The organism is Microbacterium sp. LCT-H2 (assembly GCF_001866135.1).
Lineage (GTDB): Bacteria > Actinomycetota > Actinomycetes > Actinomycetales > Microbacteriaceae > Microbacterium.
The window spans coordinates 640,963-667,147 of sequence record NZ_MODW01000001.1; the positions used below are offsets into that span (position 1 = coordinate 640,963).

Annotated in this window: 21 protein-coding genes and 1 pseudogene; 9 read left to right on the top strand and 13 right to left on the bottom strand. The window is 71.6% G+C overall.

Features of this window, described 5'->3' with window-relative positions:
- Nucleotides 1-38: 38 nt before the first annotated feature.
- Nucleotides 39-3,029: an HtaA domain-containing protein gene (locus BK819_RS03010; protein ID WP_071327796.1), complete on the bottom strand. Its 2,991-nt coding sequence runs from the start codon at nucleotides 3,027-3,029 to the stop codon at nucleotides 39-41.
- 190 nt (nucleotides 3,030-3,219) lie between these two features.
- On the opposite strand from BK819_RS03010, the gene BK819_RS03015 reads away from it, so the two are divergent.
- The 3 genes and pseudogenes from BK819_RS03015 to BK819_RS03025 all read left to right on the top strand — a co-directional run bounded on the left by BK819_RS03015 (nucleotide 3,220) and on the right by BK819_RS03025 (nucleotide 6,167).
- Nucleotides 3,220-4,326, top strand: a complete 1,107-nt coding sequence (locus BK819_RS03015; protein ID WP_071327797.1) for a hemin ABC transporter substrate-binding protein — start codon at nucleotides 3,220-3,222, stop codon at nucleotides 4,324-4,326.
- Nucleotides 4,323-5,397, top strand: a pseudogene (locus tag BK819_RS03020) (FecCD family ABC transporter permease). The gene BK819_RS03015 and the pseudogene BK819_RS03020 overlap by 4 nt, the downstream one beginning before the upstream one ends.
- Nucleotides 5,388-6,167, top strand: coding sequence for a heme ABC transporter ATP-binding protein (locus tag BK819_RS03025; protein ID WP_218138552.1), 780 nt, complete (start codon nucleotides 5,388-5,390; stop codon nucleotides 6,165-6,167). The pseudogene BK819_RS03020 and the gene BK819_RS03025 overlap by 10 nt, the downstream one beginning before the upstream one ends.
- Here the strand turns inward: BK819_RS03025 and BK819_RS03030 are convergent.
- Nucleotides 6,164-6,532, bottom strand: coding sequence for a sterol carrier family protein (locus tag BK819_RS03030; RefSeq protein WP_071327799.1), 369 nt, complete (start codon nucleotides 6,530-6,532; stop codon nucleotides 6,164-6,166). The genes BK819_RS03025 and BK819_RS03030 overlap by 4 nt on opposite strands.
- Nucleotides 6,533-6,581: 49 nt before the next feature.
- Between BK819_RS03030 and BK819_RS03035 the strand changes: the two genes are divergently transcribed.
- Nucleotides 6,582-7,256, top strand: a complete 675-nt coding sequence (locus tag BK819_RS03035) for a CoA pyrophosphatase (RefSeq protein WP_062766139.1) — start codon at nucleotides 6,582-6,584, stop codon at nucleotides 7,254-7,256.
- A gap of 47 nt (nucleotides 7,257-7,303) precedes the next feature.
- Nucleotides 7,304-8,581: a phosphoribosylamine--glycine ligase gene (gene purD / locus BK819_RS03040; protein WP_071327800.1), complete on the top strand. Its 1,278-nt coding sequence runs from the start codon at nucleotides 7,304-7,306 to the stop codon at nucleotides 8,579-8,581.
- Nucleotides 8,582-8,650: 69 nt separating this feature from the next.
- Here purD and BK819_RS03045 read toward each other — a convergent pair whose 3' ends face one another.
- The 4 genes from BK819_RS03045 to BK819_RS03060 form a co-directional block, all read right to left on the bottom strand.
- A complete protein-coding gene (locus BK819_RS03045; protein ID WP_060922441.1) occupies nucleotides 8,651-9,379 on the bottom strand; it encodes an amino acid ABC transporter ATP-binding protein in 729 nt (242 codons plus the stop codon).
- The gene (locus BK819_RS03050) at nucleotides 9,376-10,860 is read right to left on the bottom strand and encodes an amino acid ABC transporter substrate-binding protein/permease (RefSeq protein ID WP_143049236.1); all 1,485 of its coding nucleotides are present in this window, start codon (nucleotides 10,858-10,860) and stop codon (nucleotides 9,376-9,378) included. Before BK819_RS03050 ends, BK819_RS03045 begins: the two co-directional genes overlap by 4 nt.
- Nucleotides 10,861-10,998: 138 nt before the next feature.
- The gene (locus tag BK819_RS03055) at nucleotides 10,999-12,540 is read right to left on the bottom strand and encodes a DHA2 family efflux MFS transporter permease subunit (RefSeq protein WP_071327801.1); all 1,542 of its coding nucleotides are present in this window, start codon (nucleotides 12,538-12,540) and stop codon (nucleotides 10,999-11,001) included.
- A complete protein-coding gene (locus tag BK819_RS03060; RefSeq protein WP_308195654.1) occupies nucleotides 12,537-13,169 on the bottom strand; it encodes a PadR family transcriptional regulator in 633 nt (210 codons plus the stop codon). The genes BK819_RS03055 and BK819_RS03060 overlap by 4 nt, the downstream gene beginning before the upstream one ends.
- 183 nt (nucleotides 13,170-13,352) lie before the next feature.
- On the opposite strand from BK819_RS03060, the gene BK819_RS03065 reads away from it, so the two are divergent.
- Both BK819_RS03065 and BK819_RS03070 read left to right on the top strand, forming a co-directional pair.
- Nucleotides 13,353-14,228 (top strand): phosphoribosylaminoimidazolesuccinocarboxamide synthase, encoded by an 876-nt coding sequence (locus BK819_RS03065; RefSeq protein ID WP_071327802.1) that lies wholly within the window; start codon nucleotides 13,353-13,355, stop codon nucleotides 14,226-14,228.
- A gap of 100 nt (nucleotides 14,229-14,328) precedes the next feature.
- Entirely contained in the window at nucleotides 14,329-15,684 is a 1,356-nt protein-coding gene (locus tag BK819_RS03070) for a uracil-xanthine permease family protein (RefSeq protein WP_071327803.1), read from the top strand.
- Between the two features lie 486 nt (nucleotides 15,685-16,170).
- Here the strand turns inward: BK819_RS03070 and BK819_RS03075 are convergent, their stop codons facing one another.
- The 5 genes from BK819_RS03075 to BK819_RS03095 are packed head-to-tail and all read right to left on the bottom strand — an operon-like array spanning nucleotide 16,171 to nucleotide 22,278.
- The gene (locus tag BK819_RS03075) at nucleotides 16,171-17,886 is read right to left on the bottom strand and encodes a biotin carboxylase N-terminal domain-containing protein (protein ID WP_071327804.1); all 1,716 of its coding nucleotides are present in this window, start codon (nucleotides 17,884-17,886) and stop codon (nucleotides 16,171-16,173) included.
- Entirely contained in the window at nucleotides 17,883-19,433 is a 1,551-nt protein-coding gene (locus tag BK819_RS03080; protein ID WP_071327805.1) for an urea amidolyase family protein, read from the bottom strand. The genes BK819_RS03075 and BK819_RS03080 overlap by 4 nt, the downstream gene beginning before the upstream one ends.
- Nucleotides 19,433-20,233: a putative hydro-lyase gene (locus tag BK819_RS03085; RefSeq protein ID WP_071327806.1), complete on the bottom strand. Its 801-nt coding sequence runs from the start codon at nucleotides 20,231-20,233 to the stop codon at nucleotides 19,433-19,435. Before BK819_RS03085 ends, BK819_RS03080 begins: the two co-directional genes overlap by 1 nt.
- 1 nt (nucleotide 20,234) lies before the next feature.
- Nucleotides 20,235-20,999 carry a LamB/YcsF family protein gene (locus BK819_RS03090; RefSeq protein WP_071327807.1) on the bottom strand — a complete coding sequence of 255 codons (765 nt, stop codon included), beginning with the start codon at nucleotides 20,997-20,999 and terminating at the stop codon, nucleotides 20,235-20,237.
- A 1-nt stretch (nucleotide 21,000) separates the two neighbouring features.
- Nucleotides 21,001-22,278 (bottom strand): NRAMP family divalent metal transporter, encoded by a 1,278-nt coding sequence (locus BK819_RS03095; protein ID WP_071327808.1) that lies wholly within the window; start codon nucleotides 22,276-22,278, stop codon nucleotides 21,001-21,003.
- Between the two features lie 160 nt (nucleotides 22,279-22,438).
- Between BK819_RS03095 and BK819_RS03100 the strand changes: the two genes are divergently transcribed.
- Complete coding sequence (locus BK819_RS03100) at nucleotides 22,439-23,095, top strand: GntR family transcriptional regulator (protein WP_071328070.1); 657 nt, start codon at nucleotides 22,439-22,441, stop codon at nucleotides 23,093-23,095.
- Nucleotides 23,096-23,105: 10 nt separating this feature from the next.
- On the opposite strand, the gene BK819_RS03105 is transcribed toward BK819_RS03100, so the two are convergent.
- Complete coding sequence (locus BK819_RS03105) at nucleotides 23,106-23,774, bottom strand: TetR/AcrR family transcriptional regulator (protein ID WP_071327809.1); 669 nt, start codon at nucleotides 23,772-23,774, stop codon at nucleotides 23,106-23,108.
- 475 nt (nucleotides 23,775-24,249) lie between these two features.
- On the opposite strand from BK819_RS03105, the gene BK819_RS03110 reads away from it, so the two are divergent.
- Nucleotides 24,250-25,059 (top strand): M57 family metalloprotease, encoded by an 810-nt coding sequence (locus tag BK819_RS03110; protein WP_071327810.1) that lies wholly within the window; start codon nucleotides 24,250-24,252, stop codon nucleotides 25,057-25,059.
- Nucleotides 25,060-25,141: 82 nt separating this feature from the next.
- Here BK819_RS03110 and BK819_RS03115 read toward each other — a convergent pair whose 3' ends face one another.
- Nucleotides 25,142-26,137 carry a LacI family DNA-binding transcriptional regulator gene (locus BK819_RS03115; protein WP_071327811.1) on the bottom strand — a complete coding sequence of 332 codons (996 nt, stop codon included), beginning with the start codon at nucleotides 26,135-26,137 and terminating at the stop codon, nucleotides 25,142-25,144.
- Nucleotides 26,138-26,185 lie beyond the last annotated feature (48 nt).

Consider the following 26,185-nt stretch of genomic DNA (forward strand, 5'->3'; position numbering starts at 1 on the left):
CCGATCACCGGGGAGGGCGGTTCCGATAGCCGCCGGACTCAGACCTCGGTCGTCGTCTCGGCCGGCTCCCCCCTCCGAGTGCGACGCACGATCAGTACCCCGCCCGTCGCGGCCAGCGCCACGACCACCAGACCGCCCACGATCCAGGGCCACACCGGAGCTTCCTCGGTGGCGACCGGCGCGCTGATCGCGGTCACCGCCGCGTCCGCCTCGGCCTCTGACTCGGGCTCCTCGTCGGCGGGAGTGCCGCAGGCGCCGTCGACCGGGATCACGGCGGAGACCGGGTCGAGCTCCTCGCCCGCCTCATACGTGCCGAACGCGGAGGCACCGGCCGGGGTCAGCGTCGTGGGAACCGCATCGAGGGTCAGCGCGCCGTCGACGACGGCGGCGTCCGCGAGGGCGAACTCGGCGAGACGCACGCCCTCTTGCGCCACGGCCTCCCCGGCCTGAGTGGTCCCGGTCACGTCGAACACGAGGTAGCCGGTGTCGCCCGCGAGCTCGACCCGCGCGTTCGCCAGCGTCGTGTTCAGCGCCCCGTCGTGGCCCGTGAAGGTGATGCTGCCGCCGTAGGCGACCAGACCCGTGCGCGCCTCGTCATCCAGCGAACCGGTGCCGTTCGTCCACACGAAGGCGGGGTACTCGTAGGTGACGTCGGTGAGCGTCCAGCCGCCCCGCGCGATGCCCTCGATGTACGTGCGGAACGACTCCTTGTAGCCCCAGTGCAGGGTCGCCCCCTCGACCGTGCACACGCCGATCTCCGCGGTCGCTCTGGTGAGCGTGAACGCGAGACCGCGATCGACCGAACCCTGGAAGGTGAGCGTGTGCGCGCCGTCGGCGAGCGTGGCCGGGAGGGCACCCGACCACGTCGCGACCCCCGCCGCATCGGCCGTCACCGTGCCGAGCAGCACGGGGGTCGAGTACACGACCACCTTGATGCCCTCCTCATTCGCACGGAAGCCGGCGGCGGAGACCGTGGCCGTCTTCCCGGCGGCGAGCGCGGCGAGGTTCTCCTCGTCGACCTCGATGCCGGCCGCCGTCGGCGCGGTCGTCGGGAGCGTGGCCTTCGGGACGACCGCGGCCGCCGCGACCGTTCCCGTCGTGCCCGACGGAGCGGCGGCGACGGAGCCGATCGTGAACGAGACGGGGGCGAGCGTGGTGCCGTACCCCGAGAGCACGCGGTCGCGTCCGGCGTCCGTGAGGGCGGCAGGTGCCGCCGTGTAGGTGACGGCGCCACCGGCGGACGTGCGGACGGCGCGGGAGAGGTCGAGGGTCGCGAACGGCACCTGCGCACCCCCGCTCGTCACGAACAGCGTGGCGGAGGACGCCGAGGTGAGCCGGATCATCGGATCGGCGACCGTGACGTCGAGCACCCCGTGGTGGCCGGTGAAGCGCACAGCGCCGCGGTAGACGACACTGCCGCGTCCGGAAGCCGCGTCGAAGTCGCCGCCCACGGTCTGCCCGAACTGGAACTGGCCGCCGGACCGCGTGGCGCCCCCGGATACGGTGATCGCTCCCTGGGCGATCGGTCCGGTGATGTAGTTCGTGAACGAGGACGAGATGGCCCAGCGCAGCGACCCCCCGGGGACGGTCGCGGCCGGCTTCGTCGGCGTCACCGGGGGCTTCGGCGTGACTGGGGGCTTCGGCTCGGTCGGCTTCTCACCGAGGAGTGCGCGCCACTGCGCGTCGGTGACGGTGACGGTGGAGCGTGCGTAGATGGTGTCCGCGTTCGGCATCGTGTGCTGCTGCCAGACGATCACCTCGTAGGCCTTCGACCGGTCGAGAGCACTCGCGGCCGCGGTCAGGTCGGCGCTGAAGCCGCCGCCGGTGATGCCGCGCACGTACTGCATCGCGAGGAAGCCGCCTCCGGCGGTGACGTCGGCCTCCGTACCTTTCTCGATCAGCGCGGCGTAGGCACCGGTGACGGCACCGAGCTTCGTCGCCGCGGCCGTGACCGTGAGGCCGTCCTCGGCCGTCGCCGCGGTCACGGTGGTCGTCAGCCCCGAGGCGATGCGGTAGTCCAGAGCGACGCTGCGCTCCTGGTCGGCGTTGACGACACCGCCTGCCGGGTAGGTGTACACGCCGTAGGAGCCGGGCGTCGCCGGGGTGTCCTTGAGCGTGAGCGTGACCTGGAACGAGCCGTCGGGCGAGATGTCCACCCACTGTGCGCGGATCGCACCCTGGTACTGCGCCGGGACCTGGGTCAGCACATCCTCGGCGAGCGCCCAGGCCTGAGCACCGACCGAACGCGCCGAGGACGACGCCCCCTGCGAGGGCTGCCACGTCGCGGCGAAGTTGCCGAAGACCACATAGGCGCCCTGGGGCAGGTTCGACGGGATCGGGACGCCGCGTCCGCCGACGTTCGCGGTCGGGTCGTATCCGGTGCCCTTGACGACGATCGCGTCGCCCGCCTGAAGGCGAGCGCCCGCAGCGGGCGTGGTGCCGTCGGCGAGGAACACCTCGATGGCGGCTTCGGCCGGCGCCGGCTCCGTCTCACCCGGGGCCGTCTCCCCCGGCTCCGTCTCACCCGGAGTCGTCTCCCCGGGCTCGGTCTCGCCCGGCTCCGTCTCGCCCGGCGCGGTGGGCGTCGTTCCGAAGATCGTGTCCCACTGCTCCGGCGTCACCGTGACGTCGCCGCGGCCGTAGATCGTGGCGGCTGACGGCGCGGAGTGCTGCTGCCAGACGAGCACCTCGTACGTCTTCGTCCGGTCCAGGGACGCGTTTGGCGCCTGCAGCGTGAAGGACGTGGCCCCCTGCTGCACGCTCGGGAAGGGCAGCGCGAACGCGGCGTAGCCGCCGCCGGCGGAGACGCCGCTCTCGGTACCCGACACGATCAGGGCGGCGTAGACGCCCGTCACGTCCGGCAGACCGTCGGCCCGCACCTGCACGGTGAGGCCGGTGGTGTCGGCGGACGACACCGCCGCGGTGACGGTCGCCGCGGTCGCGTGGGCCGGTGGGCCGACCATCGCCCCGGCGGCGACGAGGACGAGGGAGACGAGGGCGGCGAGCAGGACACGCAGGCGCGTGCTCACTGATGGGGTGTGTGCTGTGGCGTTCACGGTTCTCCGCGGCCCGCGGGGCGCGATCGATCGTGCGCTCCCGGCGGTGCCGCACGGCAGTCGGGCGAAGGTGGAGTTTGGTTAGGCTTGGCTAAGCAAGCCGCCGATCCTGAGCGTAGAGGGGCGCCGGTGAGGGCGTCAAGTTTTAGGATAGCCTTGCCTAATGCGACGCGCTCCTGCCCTGCTTCTCGCCGCCGCGCTGGCTCTCGGACTGGCCTCCTGCGCCGGGTCGGACTCCGGTCCCGCGCAGACCCCTGTCGTCGACGACGCCTGCCCACAGGCCTCGACCCCTCTCGCGGATCTCGATCTGGTCGCCGACGTGCGTGAGGCCACGGGGCCCTCGACCGCATGCCTCGCGAGTCACGCGGTCGCCCCCGTCGACGACGACACCGCCCCGTCGCTCCCGGTCACCGTGACCGACAGCGAAGGCCGCGAGGTCGAGATCACGGATGTCGAGCGCATCCTCCCGATCGACATCTCCGGCACGATCGCCGCCACGGTGTTCGCGCTCGGGCTCGGCGATCAGGTCGTCGGGCGCGACGCGTCCACGCAGTTCCCCGGTACCGAGGACCTTCCGGTCGTCACCAAGACCGGGCACACGCTCAGCCCGGAGGCGATCCTCGAGCTGGCCCCGACCGTCGTCCTCACCGACTCCACGATCGGCCCGAAGGAGGTCCGCCAGCAGCTGCGGGATGCGAGCATCGCGGTCGTGGTCATCTCCAGCGACCGACGGATCGACACCACCGCCGCGCTCGTGACGGAGATCGCCACGGCCCTCGGCGTCCCGACGCGCGGCACGGCGCTCAGCGCCCGCCTCGACGCCGAGCTCGACGCCGCCATCGCGGAGATCGCCGACGTCACCCCGTCCGCCGCGGCGGACCGCGCCCGCATGCTCTTCCTGTACGTACGCGGGAGCGCCAACGTGTACTACATCTTCGGCGAGGACTCCGGGGCGGACTCCCTCATCGATGCGGTCGGCGGTGTCGACGTCGCGGAGGAGATCGGCTGGGAGGGCATGAAGCCGATGACCGCGGAAGCACTCGTCGCCGCGCAGCCCGACGTACTCGTGATGATGACGGACGGGTTGGAATCGGTGGGCGGCGTCGACGGGCTCCTCGAACGCATCCCCGCCATCGCCGAGACCCCCGCAGGAGCACATCGCCGCGTGATCGACATGGCGGACGCCGAGATCCTCAGCTTCGGCCCCCGGTCGGCCGACGTGATCAGCGCCCTCGCGCGGGCCCTGTACGCGCCGGAAGCGGCCTCGTGACCGGCGAGGTCGTCACCCCGACGCCGACCCGGCATCGGGGACAGCGCTTCGCGACGGTCGTCGTCGCCCTCGTCATCGGCCTTCTCGTCACGAGCGTCGCGTCGATCACCAGCGGGCAGTACGACCTGTCCCCGACCGCGCTCCTGGACGTACTGTTGCGCGGCCTCGGCATCGACACCGCCGGGACTCCGGCCGCGGCGACCGACGACGGCGTGATCTACAACCTCCGCCTCCCCCGCCTGGTCCTCGGCCTGCTCGTCGGCGCCGCGCTCGCGGTCTCCGGCGTGCTCATGCAGGCCATCTTCGGCAACCCCCTCGCGGACGCCGGCGTCGTCGGCGTCTCCTCCGGCGCGGCGCTCGGGGCGGCGGCCAGCATCACGTTCGGCCTGGCCACCTTCGGCATGTGGACGACGCCCGCCTTCGCCTTCCTCGGCGGTCTCGCGGCCGTCTTCTCCGTCTACCTCCTGAGCCGCTCCGGGGGCCGCACCGAGGTGGTCACGCTGCTGCTCACCGGCATCGCGATCAACGCCATCGCCGGCGCCGGCATGGCCTTCCTCACGTTCCTCGGCACGACCTCGACGCGCGAGCAGATCGTGTTCTGGCAGCTCGGCTCGCTGAACGGCGCCCTCTGGTCGAACATCCAGCTCGTCGCGCCGCTCGTGGCGATCGGGGTCGTCGTCGCCCTGATCGTGGCGCCGGGTCTGGATCTCTTCGCCCTCGGCGAGCGCACCGCCCGACATCTGGGCGTGCCGGTCGAGCTGCTGCGGATGGTCGTCATCGTCACGGTGGCGCTGCTCGTCTGCGCCGCAGTCGCCTTCGCGGGGATCATCGGGTTCGCCGGTCTCGTGGTGCCCCACCTCATGCGCATGCTGATCGGCCCCGCACACCTCCCGCTCGTGATCGCCTCCGCCCTCGGCGGCGCCCTCCTCATCGCGGCCGCCGACCTCGTGGCGCGCACGGCCGTACCGCTCGCGGACCTCCCCCATCGGCATGATCACGTCCCTCGTGGGCGGCCCGTTCTTCCTCTGGCTTCTCGTGCGGACGCGGCGGCAGTCGGGAGGATGGGCGTGAGCCCGCGCCTGCGGGGCCAGGGGCTCACGGTGCGCGTCGGCGACGGACGCGCCATCCTCGACGACACGGCCATCGACATCCACGCCGGCGAGGTGCACGCCCTCGTCGGGCCGAACGGCGCGGGCAAGTCGACCCTGTTCGGCGTGCTCGCGGGGGACGTCGCTCCGGTGTCCGGCACCGTCCTCCTCGACGGCAGCCCCGTCGCGGGGACGCGCGCCCGCGATCTCGCCCGGCGACGCGCCGTGCTGCTGCAGGAGAACGCCGTCACCTTCCCCTTCACGGTCGAGCAGGTCGTGCGGATGGGACGCACGCCGTGGGCGCGGAGCCCGGTCGCCGAAGAGGATGACAGCGTCGTGGCGACGGCGATGGCGACGACCGAGGTCACGGCGCTGCGGGAGCGCTCCGTCCCCTCGCTCTCCGGCGGTGAGCGCGCGCGGGTGGCGCTGGCCCGTGTACTCGCCCAGGACACCGGGATCCTGCTGCTCGACGAGCCGACGGCAGCCCTGGACCTCAAGCATCACGAAGACGTCATGCGGGTGATCCGCAGACGGGCGGAGGCCGGGGTCGCGGTCGCGGTCGTGTTGCACGACCTCAACGCCGCTCTCGCGCATGCCGACCGCGTCACTCTGCTGGCGGGCGGTCGGGTCGCCGCCACCGGCACGCCGGCCGAGGTCCTCACGGCCGCACGGATCGAGGAGGTCTACGGGCAGCCCGTCGACGTCTTCCCGCACCCGCACACCGGGGTGCCGCTCGTCGTTGCCCGGCGCTAGGGGCGCAGCGGGAGGACTCCGGTGAGATCCGCACGCGTGCCCGAGGCGTGGACGCGCCCGGCCGTGGCGGCGTCCGCCCATGCCTCCGTGCCGGTCGCGACCGCGATCCACGTGGCGGCGTCCATCTCCACGACGTTCGGCGGAGTCCCCCGCGTGTGCCGCGGCCCCTGAATCACCTGCACGGCTCCGAACGGCGGGACGCGCACCTCGACGCTGTTGCCAGGCGCCTTCTCGTCGAGCAGCTGCAGCAGGTAGCGCACCGCGGTGGCGAGCTCCGGCCGCGTCGGCTTCGTCCCGGCGGCCTCCGCGTCGCGCACGGCACCGAGCGCCGCGCGTCCGTCGACGATGTCGATCTTCCTGGCCATCCCCCCACCCTAGATCCGCCGCGGCGGCCCCGGTCATAAGCTCGATGGCATGAGCATGCATCCCCAGGGCGCCCGCGCCGAGCTGCTCGCCGCCGCGGCCGACCACTCCTGGAGCGTGCCGATCCCTCCGCTCGCGGATCCGGGCCGCGCCCATGACGCCTCGGTGCTCATCCTCTTCGGCGTCCTCGACCGCATCCCCGCACCGACCGTCGATGCGGCCGTCGCCCGCGACCTCGACGTGCTGCTGCAACGCCGCGCGCCCACCCTCTCCTCGCACCCGGGGCAGGTCTCCTTCCCCGGCGGACGCGCCGAAGCGGCCGATGCCGACGCGGTCGCCACCGCGCTCCGGGAGGCCGAGGAGGAGACCGGCCTCGATCCCGCGGGAGTCGAGGTGCTCGCCACGCTTCCCGTGATCCCCCTCGCCGCGAGCAACCACCTCGTCACCCCTGTGCTCGCCTGGTGGCAGTCGCCGTCCCGCGTCGTCGCGGTCGACCACGCGGAGACCGTCGAGGTGTTCCGCGTCCCCGTCGCCCAGCTCCTCGACCCCGCGACCCGTTTCACCTCGACCCTGTCCCGCGCCGGGCGCACGTTCCGCGGACCCGCGTTCGACGTCGACGGCACGATCGTGTGGGGTTTCACCGCCATGGTGCTCGACGCCCTGTTCGATGCCACCGGCTGGACCGTGCCCTGGGACACGGCGGACGAGCGTCCCATCGAGCTCTGACCGGGACCCACCGGAACCCCGCGCACGCGCCTCGATAGGCTGGACGGGTGAAGATCCTCGTCCTCGGTTCCGGTGCCCGTGAGCACGCGATCATCCTGGCGCTGCGCGCCGAGTCCCCCGCGCACGAGATCCTCGTCGCCCCCGGCAACGCCGGCATCGCGCAGGACGCGACACCCGTCGCCCTCGACCCGCTGGACGGCGCCGCGGTGACGGCCTTCGCGAACGAGCACGCGATCGACCTCGTCGTCATCGGCCCGGAGGCCCCTCTGGTGGCGGGCGTCGCGGACGAGCTCCGCGGACGGGGTATCCCCGTGTTCGGGCCGGGCAAGGCCGCCGCGCAGCTCGAGGGCTCCAAGGCCTTCGCCAAGCGGGTCATGGACGCCGCCGGCGTGCCGACGGGCCGCGCGGTCCGGGCCGCCACGGTCGGCGAGGTCGAGGCCGCGTTCGACGACCTCGGCGCCCCCTACGTCGTCAAAGCCGATGGGCTCGCCGCGGGCAAGGGCGTCATCGTCACCTCCGACCGCGCCGAGGCCCTGGCTCACGCGGAGCAGTACCTCCCGGCCGGCCCCGTCCTCGTCGAGGAGTTCCTGTCCGGCCCCGAGGTCTCGCTGTTCTTCCTCAGCGACGGCGACACCGTGCGCGCGCTCAGCCCGGCCCAGGACTTCAAGCGGGCCCTCGACGGCGACGCCGGCCCCAACACCGGCGGTATGGGGGCGTACTCCCCGCTGCCCTGGCTCGCGGAGCAGTTCGGCAGCGAGCAGGCATTCGTGGAAGAGGTCACCCGCGACGTCGCCCTTCCGGTCGTCCGCCAGCTCGACGCCGAGGGCACCCCGTTCATCGGCCTCCTCTACGCCGGTCTCATCCTCACCCCGCAGGGCGTGCGGGTGATCGAGTTCAACGCGCGCTTCGGCGACCCGGAGACCCAGGTCGTGCTGCCGCGACTGGAGACCCCGCTGTCGCAGCTCCTCTTCGCCGCCGCCTCCGGCACCCTCGAGGACCAGCCCGAGCCCGTGTTCCGCGATGAGGTCGCGATCACCGTGGTCCTGGCGAGCGAGGGGTATCCGGAGGCGCCGCAGACCGGGCGTCCGATCGAGGGTCTGGACGATGCGGCCGCCGTGGAGGGGGTCCGACTGGTGCACGCCGCGACCGCGAGTCCCGACGCACCGGGGGGTTCGCTCATCGCGACGGGTGGCCGTGTGCTGAACGTCGTCGCCGTGGCCGCGGACTTCCGCACCGCCCGCGACCGCGCCTACGACGCCCTCGGCCGCATCCGCCTCGAGGGGTCCCACCACCGCACCGACATCGCTGCCCGCGTCGCTCGCTGACCGCGTTGAAGTAGCGCAAATGGCTGCATCCCAGCCGGGAATGCAGCCATTTGAGCGACTCGAACGGGGTCAGAGAACCTTCGACAGGAAGTCCTGGAGGCGCTCGTTCTTGGGGGCGCCGAACAGGTCGGCGGGAGTGCCCTCCTCGACCACGACGCCGCCGTCCATGAACACCGTGCGGTCGGACACCTCGCGGGCGAAGCCCATCTCGTGGGTCACGAGCACCATGGTCATGCCGCCCTCGGCGAGGTCGCGGATGACCTGCAGCACCTCGCCGACCATCTCCGGGTCGAGGGCGCTGGTGGCCTCGTCGAACAGCATGATCTCCGGGTCCATCGCGAGTGCACGGGCGATGGCCACGCGCTGCTTCTGACCGCCGGAGAGCGACGCGGGCTTCGCGTCCGCCTTCTCCGACAGGCCGACGCGCTCGAGCAGCGACCGAGCGCGGTCGCGGGCCTCGGCCTTCGTCATGCGGCCGAGCTCGACCGGGGCGAGCGTGATGTTCTCCAGCACGGTCATGTGCGGGAACAGGTTGAAGTGCTGGAACACCATGCCGATGCGCTGGCGCACCTCATCCAGCTTCACGCTCTTGTCGGTGAGGTCGACCCCGTCGATGATCACGTGCCCCGACGTCGGCTCCTCGAGCTTGTTGAGGCAGCGCAGCAGCGTCGACTTGCCCGAGCCGGAGGGGCCGATCACGGCGATGACCTCGCCGTCCTCGACCGTGAGATCGATGCCCTTGAGCACCTCGTTGTCGCCGAAGGACTTGTGCAGGTCCCTGACCTCGATCTTGCTCATGCGTTGGCCTTCCTCTCCAGGCGGTTCGCGAGCAGCGTCAGCAGCGTGATCACGACGAAGTAGATGATGGCGACGATCGTCAGCACCTGCGCCGAAAGATACGTCGAGGCGATGATCTGGCGCGAGACGAACGTCAGCTCGGCGAGACCGATGACGCTGATGAGCGAGGTGTCCTTCAGCGTGATGATGCCCTGGTTCACGAACGACGGGATCATGATCCGGAACGCCTGCGGCAGCACGACCTTGCGCATCGTCTTCCAGTGGCTGAGGCCGAGCGAACGCGACGCCTCCGCCTGACCGGGGTCGACGGCCTGGATGCCGCCGCGGATGATCTCCGTCATGTACGCACCGGTGTTCAGCGACAGGGTGATCGCACCGGCCACGAACGGGTCGAACTTCAGGTCGGGGATCAGCTGCGGGATGGCGAAGAACACGAAGAACGCCTGGATCAGGATCGGGGTCCCGCGGAAGACGTAGACGTAGGCCGTCGCGATCCAGCGGAACGGCGCGAACTTCGACAGGCGCCCGAAGCCGAAGATGATCCCGAGGATGAACGCCGCGATCACCGCGACGATCGTGGCGAGGATGGTGAGCCACAGACCCTGCATCAGGGCCGGCCAGTACTTCACCGCGACCGAGATAATGTCGGTGGGCTGCGCCTCCTGCGCGTCGTCACCCGTCGCGAGGTAGGTGTCCACGATCTCGTCGTACGCGCCGGATTCCTGCAGGTTGGCGAGCCCGGCGTTGAACATCTCCAGGAGCTCGGCGTTCTCGCCCTTGTTGACCGCGAAGCCGTACTCGCCGCCGAGCGCGGGCTCGCCGACCAGGCGGAAGCCCGACCCCTGCTGGATGCCGTAGGCGAGCACGGGGAAGTCCTCGAAGTAGCCGACGGCCTGACCTGCCTTGACCGCATCGACCATGTCGGTCGTGTCCTGGTAGGGCGTGATCCGGAAGCCGTACTCGTCGGCGTTCTCCTCGGCGAAGGTCTGCCCCTGGGTGCCGGTCTTGACCGCGACGGTCTTGCCGTTCAGGTCGTCGAGGGACTGGATGTCGCTGGACTCGAGCACCCCGAGCTGCACGCCGCTGGTGAAGTACGGGTCGCTGAAGTCGAAGGTCTGCTGGCGCTCCTCGGTGATCGACATCCCGGCCATGACGGCGTCGACCTGGTTCGACTGCAGCGCCTGCACCGCGGCGTCGAAGCCGAGCTGGCGGATCTCCACGTCGAAGCCCTGGTCCTCCGCGATCGCGCGCAGGAGGTCCATGTCGATGCCGACGAGGTCGCCGGACTCGTCCGTGAACTCGAACGGCGCGAAGGTCGTGTCGGTGCCGATGACGTAGGTCTCGCCGTCGTCGGCCGCGGTGGCGGGCACGGCTCCGGCGAGTAGTGCTCCGGCGGCGACGAGCGCGGCGAGAGCGGTCGCGCCGGCGGTGCGGCCGAACCGCCGCAGACGGCTCGGCGGAGAGGATGGATGGCGGCTCACGTCGAGTGCTCCTCGGGGTTCGGAAGGGCGACCCGGCGGCCGCCGACCATCCACCCTAACCCCGCACCTCTCGCGCGCCGGAATCTCGGCGCGACCCCGAACAGCGCCGGAACCCGCGTGGATACCGGCGTGTCGGGGTCATCGCGGTCGAGCCGGAGGGGTCGCGGCGACGGCCTCGTCCTTCCGATCCTGCCCGCGGAGGAACAGCGAGGCGACCAGCGCGATGAGGATGACGCCGGCGGGCAGCAGCAGGGTCTGGGACATGCCGGCCGCGAAGCCCTCGGCGACTTGCGGCGGCAGCGCGCCGCTGCCCGTGCCGGCCGGAGCGTCGGCCAGACCGGGGAGGTTCGCCTCCAGCCGCGACTGCATGAACGCGGCGATCGAGGCGGAGCCGATGACCGAGCCGATGGTGCGGGTGGTGTTGTAGATGCCCGCGCCGGCACCCGCCTGTCGCGGCGGCAGCTTGCGCGTGGCCGTGGTCGCCAGCGGCCCCCACATGCCCGCGTTGCCGATGCCCATCAGCGCGGACGGCAGCAGGAACATCAGGATCGGGGTGTCCATCGTGGTCAGTGCGGAGTACCAGACCAAGGCACCCGCGACGCAGAGCAGACCGGGGACGAGGATGATGCGCGGGTCGACACGATCCAGGATCTTCCCGGCGACCGGCGCGAGCACGCCCGACAGCACGGCCATCGGGATGAGCAGCATCGCGGCCTCGGTGGGGGTGAGGCCGCGCGCGGTCTGCAGGAAGAACATCATCGGCAGCGACATGCTCGTGACCGTGAAGCCGACCGCGGCGATCGCGACGTTCGCGCCGGAGAAGTTCCGGTCGCGGAAGAGCGCCAGCGGCACGAGGGGCTCGCTCCGGGTGCGCGCCTGCTGCACGATGAAGAGCGCGAGCACCACGACGCCGGCGATGATGAGGCCCCAGACCGAGATCGGTCCCACGATGGTCCCCCAGTCGTACTTCTCGCCCTCCTGCAGCCCGAAGACGATGAGGAACAGCGCGAGCGCGCTGAGGACGACGCCGACGAGGTCGAACCGGTGCGGGTGCGTCTTCAGCTTCGGCACGAGGATCCAGGCGAGCACGAAGGCGACCACGCCGACGGGGAGGTTGACGAAGAAGATCCACTCCCACCCGAAGCCGTCGACGAGCAGGCCACCCGCGAGGGGGCCGACGAGCGTGGCGACGCCGGCCGTGGCACCCCAGAGGCCCATCGCCGCGCCGCGCCGGTTCGGCGGGAACGTGCGGGTGATGACGGCCATGGTCTGCGGCGTCATGAACGCGGCGCCGAGACCCTGGACCGCGCGGGCCGCGATCAGGCCCTCGAGCGTCGTCGACAGTCCGCACCAGAGCGAGGCGAGGGTGAAGACCGCGAGCCCGATGAGGTAGATGTTCTTCGGGCCGAAGCGGTCGCCGAGTCGTCCGGTGATGAGCAGCGGCACGGCGTAGGCGAGCAGGTAGGCGCTGGTGACCCACACGACGTTGTCGAGGTTGTTCGTGTCGGGGTCGAGGGCGGCCTTGATCGCCGGGTTCGCGACGGACACGATCGTGGTGTCGACGAGGATCATGAAGAACCCGATGACGAGGGCCCAGAGCGCCGGCCACGGACTCTTCGGCGCGTGACCGGCGGCGAAGGGCCCCGTCTCGGGCCCCGAGGTCTGGCGGGAATCGGTCATTGCTGTGCAGCCTTTCGCTGAGCGCGGTAGCGGTCGGTGTCGTCGAAGGCGTCGGGGCCCCAGCGGAGCTCGTCGCCGTCGAGGCGGGTGAGGAGGGTGTCGAGCCAGCGGAGCTCGGCGTCGAGCAGCGCCTCCTGCCGTTCGATCTCGACGAGGACCTGCGGCGGGACGCCCTTGGTGCGGGCGGCGGCGAGGCCGTCGTGGTGCAGCGCGTACGAGGCGACGAGCGCCTCCCGTCGCTCCTGCAGCAGCGCGACGGCGTCGTCGCGGTCGAGGTTGTGCGACTCGGCGAGCGCGACGCGGGCGTCGGTCTCGCGGTCGATGCGGGGGAGGGCACGACGCACCCACGCGACCACCGCCTCCCGACCGGCGTCGGTGAGGGTGTAGGTCGTCCGCTCCGGTCGGTTGCCCTCGCGATCCGTGCCGACCTCGTCGAGCAGACCCGCCCGCTGGAGCCGCGCGACCGTGTGGTACAGCGTGCCGTTGGTGACGGTGATGAGCCGGTCGTCGTGACGCGCGCGAAGCAGCCGCACCATCTCGTACGGATGCATGTCGCTCTCGCGAAGCAGCGCGAGCACCATCACCCCGAGGGGCGTGAGTCCCGCCACCACATCCCTGCTCTTCCCCACGCCTCTCCCCGATCTGCTGTCGCCCCCGCTAAATAGTCCACATGGACTATACACCCGCCCTTCCTCCGCCGAGACCCCGTATTTCCGGCGAGACCCCGGGGTCGCGACGCGCACACCCCGGGGTCTCGACGCGAACGCGGGGTCTCGGCGCGGAAGAGCACGCATCACCGGGATAATGGGCGGGTGAGCACACCGTCCGCAGGAAACGCGCAGGCCATCCCCGGGTGGCGACACCTCTACTCCGGAAAGGTCCGCGACCTCTATGCCTCGGAGGACCCGGCAGACACCCGCATCCTCGTCGTCGCGTCCGACCGGGTGAGCGCTTTCGACATCGTGCTCTCCCCCGGCATCACCGACAAGGGTGCTCTGCTGACCCGCCTCAGCCGCTGGTGGTTCGCCCAGCTCGACGTTCCGAACCATCTCACGGACGGCGACCTGCCGGAGGAGGTGGCCGATCGCGCCATGCTCGCCCAGTCGCTCGAGATGCTGCCGATCGAGTGCGTCGTGCGCGGGTACATCACCGGCTCCGGCTGGGCCGAGTACCAGGAGCACGGCACCGTGTGCGGCATCGCCCTGCCGGCAGGCCTGCAGAACGGCGACCGTCTCCCTGAGCCGCTGTTCACCCCGGCTTACAAGGCACCGATGGGCGAACACGACGAGAACATCACGTTCGACCGCGTCGTCGAGCTCGTCGGGGCGGACCGGGCGGCCGAGCTCCGCGACGCCTCGCTCGCGATCTACCGTCGGGCCGCGGCCATCGCCGAGGAGAAGGGCCTCATCCTCGCCGACACGAAGTTCGAGTTCGGGACCGACGCCGACGGCACCCTCCGCCTCGCCGACGAGGTGCTCACGAGCGATTCCTCCCGGTACTGGGACGCCGAGGCCTGGCGCACGGGATCGACCCCGGCCGAGCGGATGGCGAGCTTCGACAAGCAGATCGTGCGCGACTGGCTCGCGGCGAACTGGGACAAGCAGGGCGAGCCCCCCGTGCTGCCCGAGGAGGTCGTGGCGCGGACGGCCGCCCGGTACCGCGAGCTCATCGACTGCCTCGGTGCCTGACGCCGCGCTCCTCGCGGCCGCGGGACGCACAGGGAACACTCAGGAATCGGTAGTGTTGCTCCAGCACTCCGCCCCCGATCCCGAACCCTGAGGAGCCCGCATGGCTTTGTGGAAGCTGCACGGAAACGGCCGCACCGTCGAGCCCGGCGCCGTCGTCACCCCCGCGGAACGTCTGTCCTGGCCCGCGACCATCGCCATCGGCGCCCAGCACGTGGTCGCCATGTTCGGCGCCACGTTCCTCGTGCCGACGCTCACCGGCTTCCCCGTGTCGACCACGCTGCTCTTCAGCGGCATCGGCACGCTGCTCTTCCTCCTCATCACGAAGAACCAGCTGCCGAGCTACCTCGGCTCCTCGTTCGCCTTCATCGCCCCGATCACCGCGGCCGTCGCGGCGGGCGGCACCGGCTCGGCTCTCGCGGGCGTGGTCGCGGTGGGCGTGCTCCTGGCGGTCGTCGGTCTCGTCGTGCAGTTCGTCGGCCTGCGCTGGGTCGATGCCCTGATGCCCCCGGTCGTCGCCGGTGCCATCGTCGCGCTCATCGGCTTCAACCTCGCCCCCACCGCCTGGAGCAACTTCGCGCTCGACCCCGTGACGGCTACGATCACCCTCGTCGCGATCATCCTCTTCGCCGTGCTCTTCCGGGGCTTCCTCGGCCGGATCTCGATCTTCCTCGGCGTCGCCGTCGGCTTCATCTGGGCCGCGTTCAACGGCTCGTTCGAGGTGCCCAACCCGCTCCGCGGCGACAAGACCCCCGCCGAGCTCATCGCAGACGCCCCCTGGATCGGCCTCCCGCACTTCCAGTTCCCGGACTTCGTCGAGCCCGGCACCTGGTCGACCATCGCGATGTTCCTGCCCGTCGTGCTCGTGCTCATCGCGGAGAACGTCGGTCACGTGCGCGGGGTCGCGACCATGACCGAAGACCCCGCGATCAACCGTCACACCGGTCGCGCCCTCATCGCCGACGGTGTCGCCACGACCATCGCCGGTGGCTTCGGCGGCTCGGGCACCACGACCTACGGCGAGAACATCGGCGTCATGGCCGCGACCCGCGTGTACTCCACCGCCGTGTACTGGGTGGCGGGTCTGTTCGCGATCCTCCTGGCGTTCTCGCCCAAGGTCGGCGAGGTGTTCAACTCGATCCCCGCGGGCGTGCTCGGCGGGGCGACGACGGCGCTCTACGGCCTCATCGGAATCATCGGCATCAAGATCTGGGTGGACAGCCGCGTCGACTTCTCGCGTCCGGTCAACCAGTACACCGCAGCGGTGTCCCTTGTGATCGGCATCGCCGGGTTCACGATGCAGCTCGGCGACTTCGCCTTCGGCGGGATCGTGCTCGGGACGGTCGCGGCGCTGCTCATCTACCACCTGGGCAACCTCATCGCCCGCGCGCGCAAGACGGGCGCCGACGACCCGAAGCCCCTCGAGCCCGTCGGCCCCCTCGGCGGCGACCCCGCGTAGGTTGCGTCCCGTCCCCTGAAGCGTGCGGGACGGCTTTCGCCCCTCCCGCACCCCGCTGAGGCCCGTTTTCGCACTCCCACCGGGTGTCGGAGGCGTGAGCGAGCCCGGGGCGTTCACGGTCCGGATGGAAAACGCCCCCTCCTCTCACGAGGAGGGGGCGTTTTCGCGCTCGCACGGCCTTGGTTGGTCGAGTCGCGTGCGGGATCACAAGGGGGCTCTCCCGGGCTGCGGGAGGGCCGGTTTTGCACTCTCCAGACAGGAACATCATCGCACTCGCACGCGGGATGTTCCCGGGTCGGAGGGGGCGGGATCGAGAACGGGCGTGCCCGGCGGGCGGGAGGACCGTATTCGCACTCGCACGCGGGAGGCGCCGCCGGTGTCAGCGGGTGCGGGATCGGAAAGGGGCGTCTGAGGGGTGTGGGAGGGGTGTTTTTGCACTCCGCACGCGAAGGGGCGGGACGGGACGGGGTGGGCCGGGGGCGGGGGTCAGGCGATCGTGGCGAGGAGGGCGTCGGCGGAGAGGGTCGCTCCGGTGTCCGCGCGCGGGGTGAGCGTGCCGGCGCGGTGCGCGGTGACCGTGGTCTCCATCTTCATCGCGTCGAGCACGGCCACCGGGTCTCCCTCTGCCACCACGGCCCCGTCATCGACGAGCCAGCGGACGAGCGTGCCCGGCGCGGGAGCCCGCAGCTCGGAGGAATCCGCCGACGGCGCGGGTGCCGCGTCCTCTCCCGCCGGACGGCCGATCCCGGCCAGCAGCTCCGCGGGCAGACCGAGCATCACGCGGCGGCCGTCGATCTCCACCGGGAACCGCTGCAGCCCGGAGACCGGGGCGACCGCGGGGCGGGGCTGCGCCTCCAGTACCGGGAGCAGCACGGTCTCGATCCACTGGGTGTGCACGGCGAAGGTCGCGGTCGCGAACGCGGGATCGTCGATGGCGCGGAGGTCGAACGGGATCACGGTCGCCGGACCCTCGACGGCGAGCTCACGCAGCGCCCGACGCGCCCGCACGAGGGCCGCGTCCCGGGTGTCCGCGTGCACGATGAGCTTCGCGATCATCGAGTCGAACGCGGGCTGCACGGTGTCTCCGGCCTCGATGCCGCTGTCCCACCGCACGCCGGGTCCACCGGGGATCCGCAGGCCGTCCACCCGTCCGGGGCTGGGCAGGAATCCACGGCCGGGGTCTTCGGCGTTGATGCGGAACTCGAACGCATGCCCGGTCGGCGCCGGGGTCTCGGTGAACGACGGCCCCTCGCCGAACGCGATGCGGAACTGCTCGCGGACGAGGTCGGTCCCGGTGACCTCCTCGGTCACGGGGTGCTCGACCTGCAGCCGGGTGTTCACCTCGAGGAACGAGATCGTGCCGTCCGCGGCGAGGAGGAACTCGACCGTGCCGGCGCCGCGGTACTGCACCTCGGCGCAGATCGCCCGTGCCGCGTCGTGGAACGCCGTCCGCTGCGCCTCCGTGAGACCGGGCGCAGGAGCCTCCTCGATGAGCTTCTGGTTGCGGCGCTGCATCGAGCAGTCGCGGTCGCCCACGACGACCACGCCGCCGCGCCCGTCGCCGAGCACCTGGACCTCGATGTGCCGCGGGCTCTCCAGGAAGCGCTCCACGAAGCACTCCCCGCGACCGAACGCGGCGGTCGCCTCGCGGGTGGCCGCGTCGAACGCGTCGGCGACCTCCGCCAGCTCGCGGACGACCTTGAGCCCGCGACCTCCCCCGCCGAACGCGGCCTTGATCGCGATGGGCAGGCCGTGCTCCTCGGCGAACGCCACCGCCTCCTGCGGCCCGGACAGCGGCTGATCCGTGCCCGCGGCGAGCGGAGCCCCCACGCGCTGCGCGATCCGGCGCGCGGTCATCTTGTCGCCCAGCGCGTCGATGCTCTCCGGCGAGGGTCCGATCCAGACGAGTCCGGCGTCCTCGACGGCTCGCGCGAACGCGGCGCTCTCGGAGAGGAAGCCGTAGCCCGGGTGCACGGCGTCCGCGCCGCTGCGGCGGGCCGCGTCGATCAGCGCCTCGACCGACAGATACGTCGTCGCCGCGGTGTCGCCGCCGAGGCCGATCGCCTCGTCCGCGAGCCGCACGTGCAGGGCATCCGCGTCCTGATCGGCGTAGACGGCGACCGACGTGTAGCCGGCCTCCGCGCACGCGCGGATCACGCGGACCGCGATCTCGCCGCGGTTGGCGATCAGCACAGAGGTCATGAGGTCTCCTTGACGGTGAAGCGCACCCGCACACCCGGCGGAAGCTGGGCGGCGAGATCGAGGCTGCGATCGGTGAGGGCACCGATGATGGGATAGCCGCCGGTGAGCGGATGATCGGGGAGGAAGAGCACGGGCTGACCGTCCGGCGGCACCTGGATGGCCCCGGTCACGGCACCTTCGCTCGGCAGCTCGCCGCCGACCGCGCGTTCCAGGGGCACGTCGCCGTGCAGGCGGATGCCCACCCGATCCGAGCGCGGCGTGACCGTCCACTCCTGCGCGGTGAGCGCCTCGACGCCGGCGGCCGTGAACCAGTCGTCGCGCGGGCCGAGCGTGATCTCCAGCGAGGCCAGCTCCCCGGATGCGGGAAGCGCGCGCGGCACCGGGTCCGGCTCGACGGCCGACACGGCGGCAGCCCCGATCGGAATGAGATCACCCGCGGTCAGCGGCGCGGGACCCAGCCCGGCGAGCGTGTCGGTCGCGCGGCTGTCGAGCGCCGCCGCCGGAGCGAAGCCGCCGCGGACGGCGATCACGGACCGGAGACCGCGCTCGGGATGGCCCAGCGTGAGCTCGTCGCCGTCGACGGTCGCGAACGGCACCCCGGGGAGGAGCGTGCGCTCGATGCCGTCGATGTCGGTGAGCGTGAGCGAGCCCGTGGCCCCGGTGACGGCGGCGACGCCTGCGCCGTGGAAGCGCAGCACGGCCCCACCGACGCTCTCCAGCACAGCCGCGGCCGGCGTGTTGCCCACGGCCCGGTTCGCCGCGCGCATCGCGACGCGGTCGGCGACGCCGGAGGCCGAGACGCCCAGCGCCGCGAAACCGGGGCGTCCCGCGTCCTGCACGAGGAGCTGCAGCGACGGTCGCACGACCTCGACCGCCGGACCGTCCCCGCGACGGGCGACCCGCGTCGCGTCGGCCGCTGCCGGCGACGCTGCGACCGACTCCCGCTCCGCACGCACGAAGCGCACGCGGCGACCCGGGGCGAGCAGAGCCGGCGGGTCGCGGTCGATGTCCCACATCTCCAGGGCGGTCCGTCCGATGAGCTGCCAGCCGCCCGGACTCTCCCGCGGATACACACCGCTGAACGCTCCGGCGAGCGCGACGGAGCCGGCGGGCACCCGGGTGCGGGGCGACGACCGCCGCGGCACGTCGAAGAGGGGATCGCCGCTCACGGCATAGCCGAAGCCGGGAGCGAAGCCGGAGAAGGCGACCCGCCAGTCGGCGGCGAGGTGACGGGCCACCAGCTCCTCCGCCGAGACGTCGAGGAGCGCGGCCACCTCATCCAGATCCTCCCCGTCGTAGCGGACCGGGATGGTGACCTCGCCCGCATCGGGCAGCGCCGCGGCATCGACCTCGGTCGCGGCGAGCGTCTCGGCCAGCGCGGCGGCGGAGGTGCGGTGCGGGTCGAAGCGCACGAGCACGGTGCGGGCACCGGGGATGCGCTCCAGGACACCGGGCACGTCGCTCCATGCGAGGTTCAGCCGCATGGCCTGCTCGAGGTCGTCCGCCTCGACGAGCAGCGCGCTGTCGGAGGCCGTGAGGATGCGCATCAGACCCGGTACTCCGCATCCGGCACATCGGTGACGAACATGTACCCCGGGGCGTGGGTGACGGCGAACGGCGGCTTCGACGCCATGATCGCCGCCTGCGGGGTCACGCCGCACGCCCAGAACACGGGGACCTCGCCGGGGCGGATCTCGGGGGCGTCGCCGAAGTCCGGCGCCATCACATCGGCGATGCCGAGCGACGCCGGGTCGCCGATGTGCACCGGCGCACCGTGCACCGCCGGGGTGCGCCCGGAGATCTGCACGGCATCGGCCACGCGGTCCGCGGCGATCGGACGCATCGAGACCACCATCTCGCCGCGCAGCCGTCCGGCCGGGGTGCAGTCCACCGCCGTGCGGTACATCGGCACGTTGCGTCCGAGCTCCTGATGACGGATCGGGATCCCGGCCTCGACGAGCCCCGTCTCGAACGTGAAGCTGCAGCCGATGAGGAAGGCGACGAGGTCGGGATGCTCGTCCCACGCCGCCGTCGCGTCGGACACCTCCTCCACGAGCTCGCCGTCCCGCCAGATGCGGTACCGCCCGATGTCGGTGCGGATGTCGCTGCCCGGCGCGAGCCGCGACTCCACCTCCCCCTGCTCGATCACCTCGAGGACGGGGCAGGGCTTCGGGTTGCGCTGCGCGTAGAGGAGGGTCTCGAAGGCCCAGTCCGCTGGCACCGCGATGAGGTTCGCCTGGGTCAGCCCCGGGGCGACGCCGCTGGTCGGGGCGGAGTGGCCGGCGCGGTGCGCCGCACGGGCGGCGCGGGCGTCGACGAGCTGGGCGGGAGTCGCGAGCACGGCCATGTCAGGCTCCGGCGAACGGGGCGATCGTGATGCCCTCCGCCTGCAGCAGGCGCTTCGTCTCCGCGGCCATCGCCACCGAGCCCGGGCTGTCACCGTGAACGCAGATCGACTGCGCGGACACGGCCACATCGGTGCCGTCGATCGCCCGGATCACGCCGTCCGCGGCCAGGCGCACCATCCGCTCGGCCACCGCGGTGGGGTCATGCAGCACGGCCCCCGCCTCGGAGCGGGAGACGAGCTGACCGTCCGGCTGATAGGCCCGATCGGCGAAGGCCTCCGCGGCGACCGCGAGCCCTGCCCGCTCGGCGACGTCGAGCACGACGCCGCCGGCGAGACCGAGCAGCACGAGCGAGGGGTCGATCGCCTTGATGGCCGCCACGACGTCCTTCGACTGCCGCTCATCGCGGGCGATGGTGTTGTAGAGCGCCCCGTGCGGCTTGACGTAGGAGACCCGCCCGCCGACCGCCGCGGTGAGCCCGAGGAGCGCACCGAGCTGGTACTCCACGTGCGCCTGCAGCGTGGCCGAGTCGATGTCGACCTTCGTGCGCCCGAAGTTCTCGTAGTCGCGGTACCCGGGGTGGGCGCCGATCACGACGCCGCCGGCGACGGCCGCGGCCAGGGTCTCCCGGATCCCCTCCGGGCTGCCCGCGTGGAACCCGCACGACACGTTCGCGCTCGTGACGATCTCGAGCATGCTCGCGTCGTCGCTGACGATCCGGTCGGGGACGTTCTCGCCGAGGTCCGAGTTCAGGTCGATGGTCGCCATGTCACGCTCCGATTCCGAGGAAGGCGAAGATGGGGCCGATCGAGACGGCGCCCATGTACCAGGTGAGCGCGGTCACGACGGTGCCCGCGATGAGCAGCCACATCGGGTACTTCCGGTCGCCGAGCAGGTCGCGGCGGAACCAGCCGATGTACATGAACACCGTCAGCCCGATGGGGAGGATCAGGCCGTTGAAACCGCCGACGAAGACGAGGATCGCGGCCGGGGCCGTGCCGATCGCCAGGTAGACCGCCAGCGACACGACGATGAACGCGACGGTGGCGAGCTGCAGCGGCCAGCCCCCGCGGAGCTTGGCGGTGAACGTCGAGAGGAAGGTCGCCGACGTGTACGCGGCACCGATGACCGAGCTGATCGCGGCGGCCCAGAAGATCGCGCCGAAGATCCGCAGACCGGCGTCGCCGAGGACCGCACCGAACGCCTGCCCGGCCGGGTTGGCGGCCTGCGAGGAGAGGTCGAGCGCCACGCCGGAGGCCACCACGCCGAGGATCGCGAGGAACAGCACGTAGCGCATGATGCCGGTGACCAGGATGCCGTTGGCGGCGGCGCGCATGACGGGCTTCGCGTACTGCGGGCCCACGTGACCGGAGTCGAGGTAGCGGTGGGCGCCGGAGTAGGTGATGTAGCCGCCGACCGTGCCGCCGACGATCGTCGTGATGGTGGCGAAGTTGAGCTGGTCGGGCACGAAGGTCTGCCGCAGCGCGTCGCCGATGGGCGGCTGGGCGATGAGGGCGACGACGAGGGTCATCACGATCATGCCGACGCCGAGGACGATGAGGACGACGTCCATCACCTTGCCGGCCTTCTTCACGAGGAAGATGATGATCGCGAGGGCCGCCGTGAGCGCGCCGCCGAGCTTCGGGTCGATGCCGAGGAGGGCGTTCAGGCCCAGGCCGCCGCCGGCGATGTTGCCGATGTTGAACGCGAGCCCGCCGATGACGACGAGGACGGCGATGACGTGGCCGGAGAAGGGGATGGCGCTGTTGGCGAGCTCGCCGGCGCGCTTGCCGGACGAGGTGATCATCCGCCAGATGTTCAGCTGGACCGCGATGTCGACGAGGATCGACACGAGGATCGCGAACGCGAACGCGGCCCCCATCTGGGCGGTAAACGTCGCGGTCTGGGTGATGAAGCCGGGGCCGATGGCGCTCGTGGCCATGAGGAAGATGGCGCCGATGACGGCACTGCGGCCGGCGCGCTTCTTCGCGTGGGCGGCGCGGGCTTCGTCCTCGGGGGTGAGGGCGGGGGCGGACTGCTCGGACATAGGGGGGTCCCATCGTCGTTGGTGGGTGTCGGGTGACCCCCAGTGTAGAACGGACAGAACCTGATTGTTCAACAATCATGTTTCCGTCGTGCTACAGCGCGGTTGCTTTCGTGTGATCATCGGCACGATCTCCCGCACCGACCGCCCCTACGATGAAGGCATGAACCAGCAGGGCCCGCTCGCCGACGTGCTCCGTCAGCGCATCATCGACGGCGACGTCGCCCCGGGCTCCCGGCTGTCGGAGTCGTCTCTGGCCGAGAGCTTCGACGTGTCGCGCAACACCCTGCGCGAGGCGTTCCGGGTGCTCGCGGAACAGGGGCTCGTCGCGCACATCCCGCACCGCGGCGTCTCGGTGGCCTCTCCCTCGATCGCCGACGTCATCGACATCTACCGCGCTCGCCGCGTCATCGAGTGCACGGCCCTCCGGCAGTCCGAGCCCGAGCACCCGGCCGTGCAGCGCATGACCGACGCGGTCGCCGCGGCCGAGGCCGCCGTCGCCGGTGTCTCGACAGACGACGCCTCCGCGTGGCGCGCGGTCGGCAGCGCGAACATGGCGTTCCACGTCGCCCTCGTCGATCTCGCCGACAGCCCGCGTCTCGCCCGCACCTACCGGAACGTCGCGGCGGAGCTGCGGCTCGCGTTCCTCAAGATCGACGACCCCCGCGCCCTGCACGAGCCTTTCGTCCGGAAGAACCGCGCCGTCCTCGACACCTTCCTCACCCGCGGCGCGGAGGCCGGCGCGGCGGAGCTGGAGCGGTACCTCGTGCAGTCGGAGCGGGTCGTGCTCGGCGCGTTCGCGCGGATGCAGCTCGACTGAGCGCTGCGGCTCAGGACGCGTCGATCCGCAGCGCCGCCGTCGCCCGCGGCCGGGGTTCGCCCTCGTGCGGTGTCGGCACACCTGGCAGGGTGGCTGTCGGCTCCGGCAGGCCGTACCGCCGGTGCAGCCAGCGCCGCGCGTCCTCGAGCGGATACGTGTCGCCGAAGACGCAGTACTTCACGAACACCCCCTCCAGGGTGCTGCGGAGCATGACCTCCTCCAGGGCCGGGTCTTCGGCGCCTCGGGCGCGGAAGACGGCGCGCACGGCATCCTCCGCCGCCGTCGCGCCGTCGGCGTAGCGCTGCTCCGATTCCGCGAACAGCCGATGGGTGAGCGGCTGCTGCTGCATGGCGAGCACCGCACGCTGCAGCGGCATCGCGAAGGCCGTCGCCCCGATCGCCCCGTCGATGATCGCGGCGAGCACCTCGTCGGGCGTCCCCTGCACCTGCGCGAACCCCAGCACCGTCTCGAACCACCGGTCGATCACGGCGCCGATGAGCTGATCCTTGCCGCCGAAGTGATAGTTCACCAACCCCTGGGCGACACCGGCGCGACGCGTGATCTCGGCGATGCCCGCCCCGGCGACGCCGCGTTCGCTGAACACCTCGATCGCCGCCTGGAGAATGGTCTCCTTGGCACGCTCGCGCGCCAGACGATTCTGCGCATCCGATCGCGCCATGCGGTGTCCACCTCCCGGGTCGTCCGGCGGAATTCCCTCACGGGCCGTCTCGGGATAGATTAATCACTGAATGCTCGTTCAACCTATGGAGGGTGCGAGCACTCGCGGCGCGGGGGTTCGCCGCAGCGGGCCACGGGTGCGTCTTCTGCCGATGGAGGGGGTGGCGGAGACGCGTCCGTGGTCATCCTCGACCTCCGGCCTACGACGAGGGACCGACGACCAGGCCCGCCCGTCGACCGCCGGTGCCGACGTCCGACCGAACCGCGGCGGCACCTTCGGCGGCGACGGATTCGGCCGATTCCTGACCTGAGTGCAGAAAGCAGGCGACGGGCCGTGTCGCGCCTTGACCCCATGGAAATTGCGCGGTTAGCGTGAGCGGGCTTCGGCCCCGCGGTGGCAGCGATGCTCACCGTTCCGGCCGGAGTCCGCTCGCTCACCGGGCGCGCGGCACCGCTCAGATCGAAGAGGATCTTCCATGCGATTCACCAGAAAACTCGCGCTCGCCGCCACCGCGGCGGTCGCGCTCAGCCTCAGCGCGGTCATCCCCGCCACGGCCGCGTCCCCCGACGACTCCGCGCCCTCGTACCAGGAGTTCGCGGCATCGACCTATCGGGACGTCGACGGCGCCTACGTCGTCAACGGCGATGAGGTCATCTCGAACAAGAAGGAGCTGCGCGCGTTCTACGACCGGCTGGTCGGCCCCGAGACCCTCAACGACGGCCTCATCGTGAACACGGTCAACAACATCGACGACAAGTGGTCGGCCTCGCAGGTCGCCAATCTCACCTACTGCGTGAGCACGAAGTTCGGCAGCCGGCACGCCGACGTCGTCCGGGCGATGCAGGGTGGGGCGGCACTCTGGGAGTCCGCGTCGTCGAAGGTCGACTTCCGCTACGTGAGCAGCGCCGACGCCAACTGCACCACGCGGAACAACGCCGTCGTCTTCTCCGTCGAACCCGTGGCCACGACGCAGTACATCGCCCGCGCGTTCTTCCCCAGCACGCCGGCCCGGCAGCAGAACGTCCTCATCGACGACTCGATCTGGAGCGCCGGAGCGTGGACGCCGACGAACGTGCTCGGCCATGAGCTCGGCCACGTGCTCGGCTTCCGCCACGAGCACACCCGCCCGGAGGCGGGCACCTGCTTCGAGGACAACAACTGGCGTCCGCTCACGCCGTACGACTCGTCGTCGATCATGCACTACCCGCAGTGCAACGGCAGCTCGGCCGATCTGTCGATGACCAGCGTCGACCGCAGCGGCGTCGTCTCGCTCTACGGGAACTGACGCTCTCGTCCCAGAGGTGCGTCACCCCCCGAGGCCCGGTCGTCCGCGATCGGGCCTCACCCGTGCCCGGCGTCGGAGTGGCTCAGGCGGATCCGCGGACGACAAGCTCCGTCGGCAGGATGGTGGTGCGCGGCGGGTCCTCCCCCGCGAGCCGGGAGAGGAGCACCTGGGTCATCGCCTCACCCTGGGCGTACATCGGCTGGCGCATCGTCGTCAGGGGCGGATCGGTGGTGAGAGCCACCGACGAGTCGTCGAACCCCACGAGCGCGATGTCCTCGGGCACCCGCACCCCGGCACCCCGCAGCGCCGTGAGCGCTCCGCGGGCCATGAGGTCGCTGGCGACGAAGATCGCGTCGGGCCGCCCTCCCGCGAGCAGGCGGCGGGCGGCGTCGGCCCCGCTCGCCTCGCTGTAGTCGCCTTCCTCCTCGGCGACGGGTGCCAGGCCGGCCGCGGTCAGCGCGGCGCGGAACCCCTGCACGCGGTCGGTCGACGACGGCATCGTGAGGGGTCCTGTGATCGTGGCGATGCGGGTGCGTCCGATGTCGACGAGGCGCTGCGTGGCCGCGCGCGCTCCGGCGACGTTGTCGACGTCGACCACGTAGTCGCCCTCGGCCCGGCGCACCGGACGTCCGCCGTAGACGACGGGGACGGCATCGGCGATCCGGTCGACGAACGCGTCGCTCGTGTGGTGCGACACGATCAGCGCGCCGTCGACGCCGCCGTTGCGCACGAAGCTCGTCATCTTGTCGCCGGGGTCGTCGCTGGCGATCAGGAGGTTCAGCAGGTAGTCGGAGCTGCGGAGGGCGCCGGTGATTCCCGCCACGATCGCCGCGAAGAACGGGTCGCCGAAGAAGCGCGTCGTGTCCTCGGGGACGATGAGGGCGATCGCGTGCGTCTGCCGGGAGGCGAGCGAGCGCGCGGCGCGGTTCGGCACGTAATTGAGCTCGTCGATCGCGGCGCGCACGGCGGCGAGCGCTTCCGGGCTGACCGCTGTCGACCCGTTGACGACCCGCGACACGGTCGACCGGGACACGCCGGCGGCGGCCGCGACCTCCTCGATGGTCGCCCGAGGCGACATCACCGCATGCTCTCTTCCATCGCCCCATTCTCATCCACCCGGAGCCAG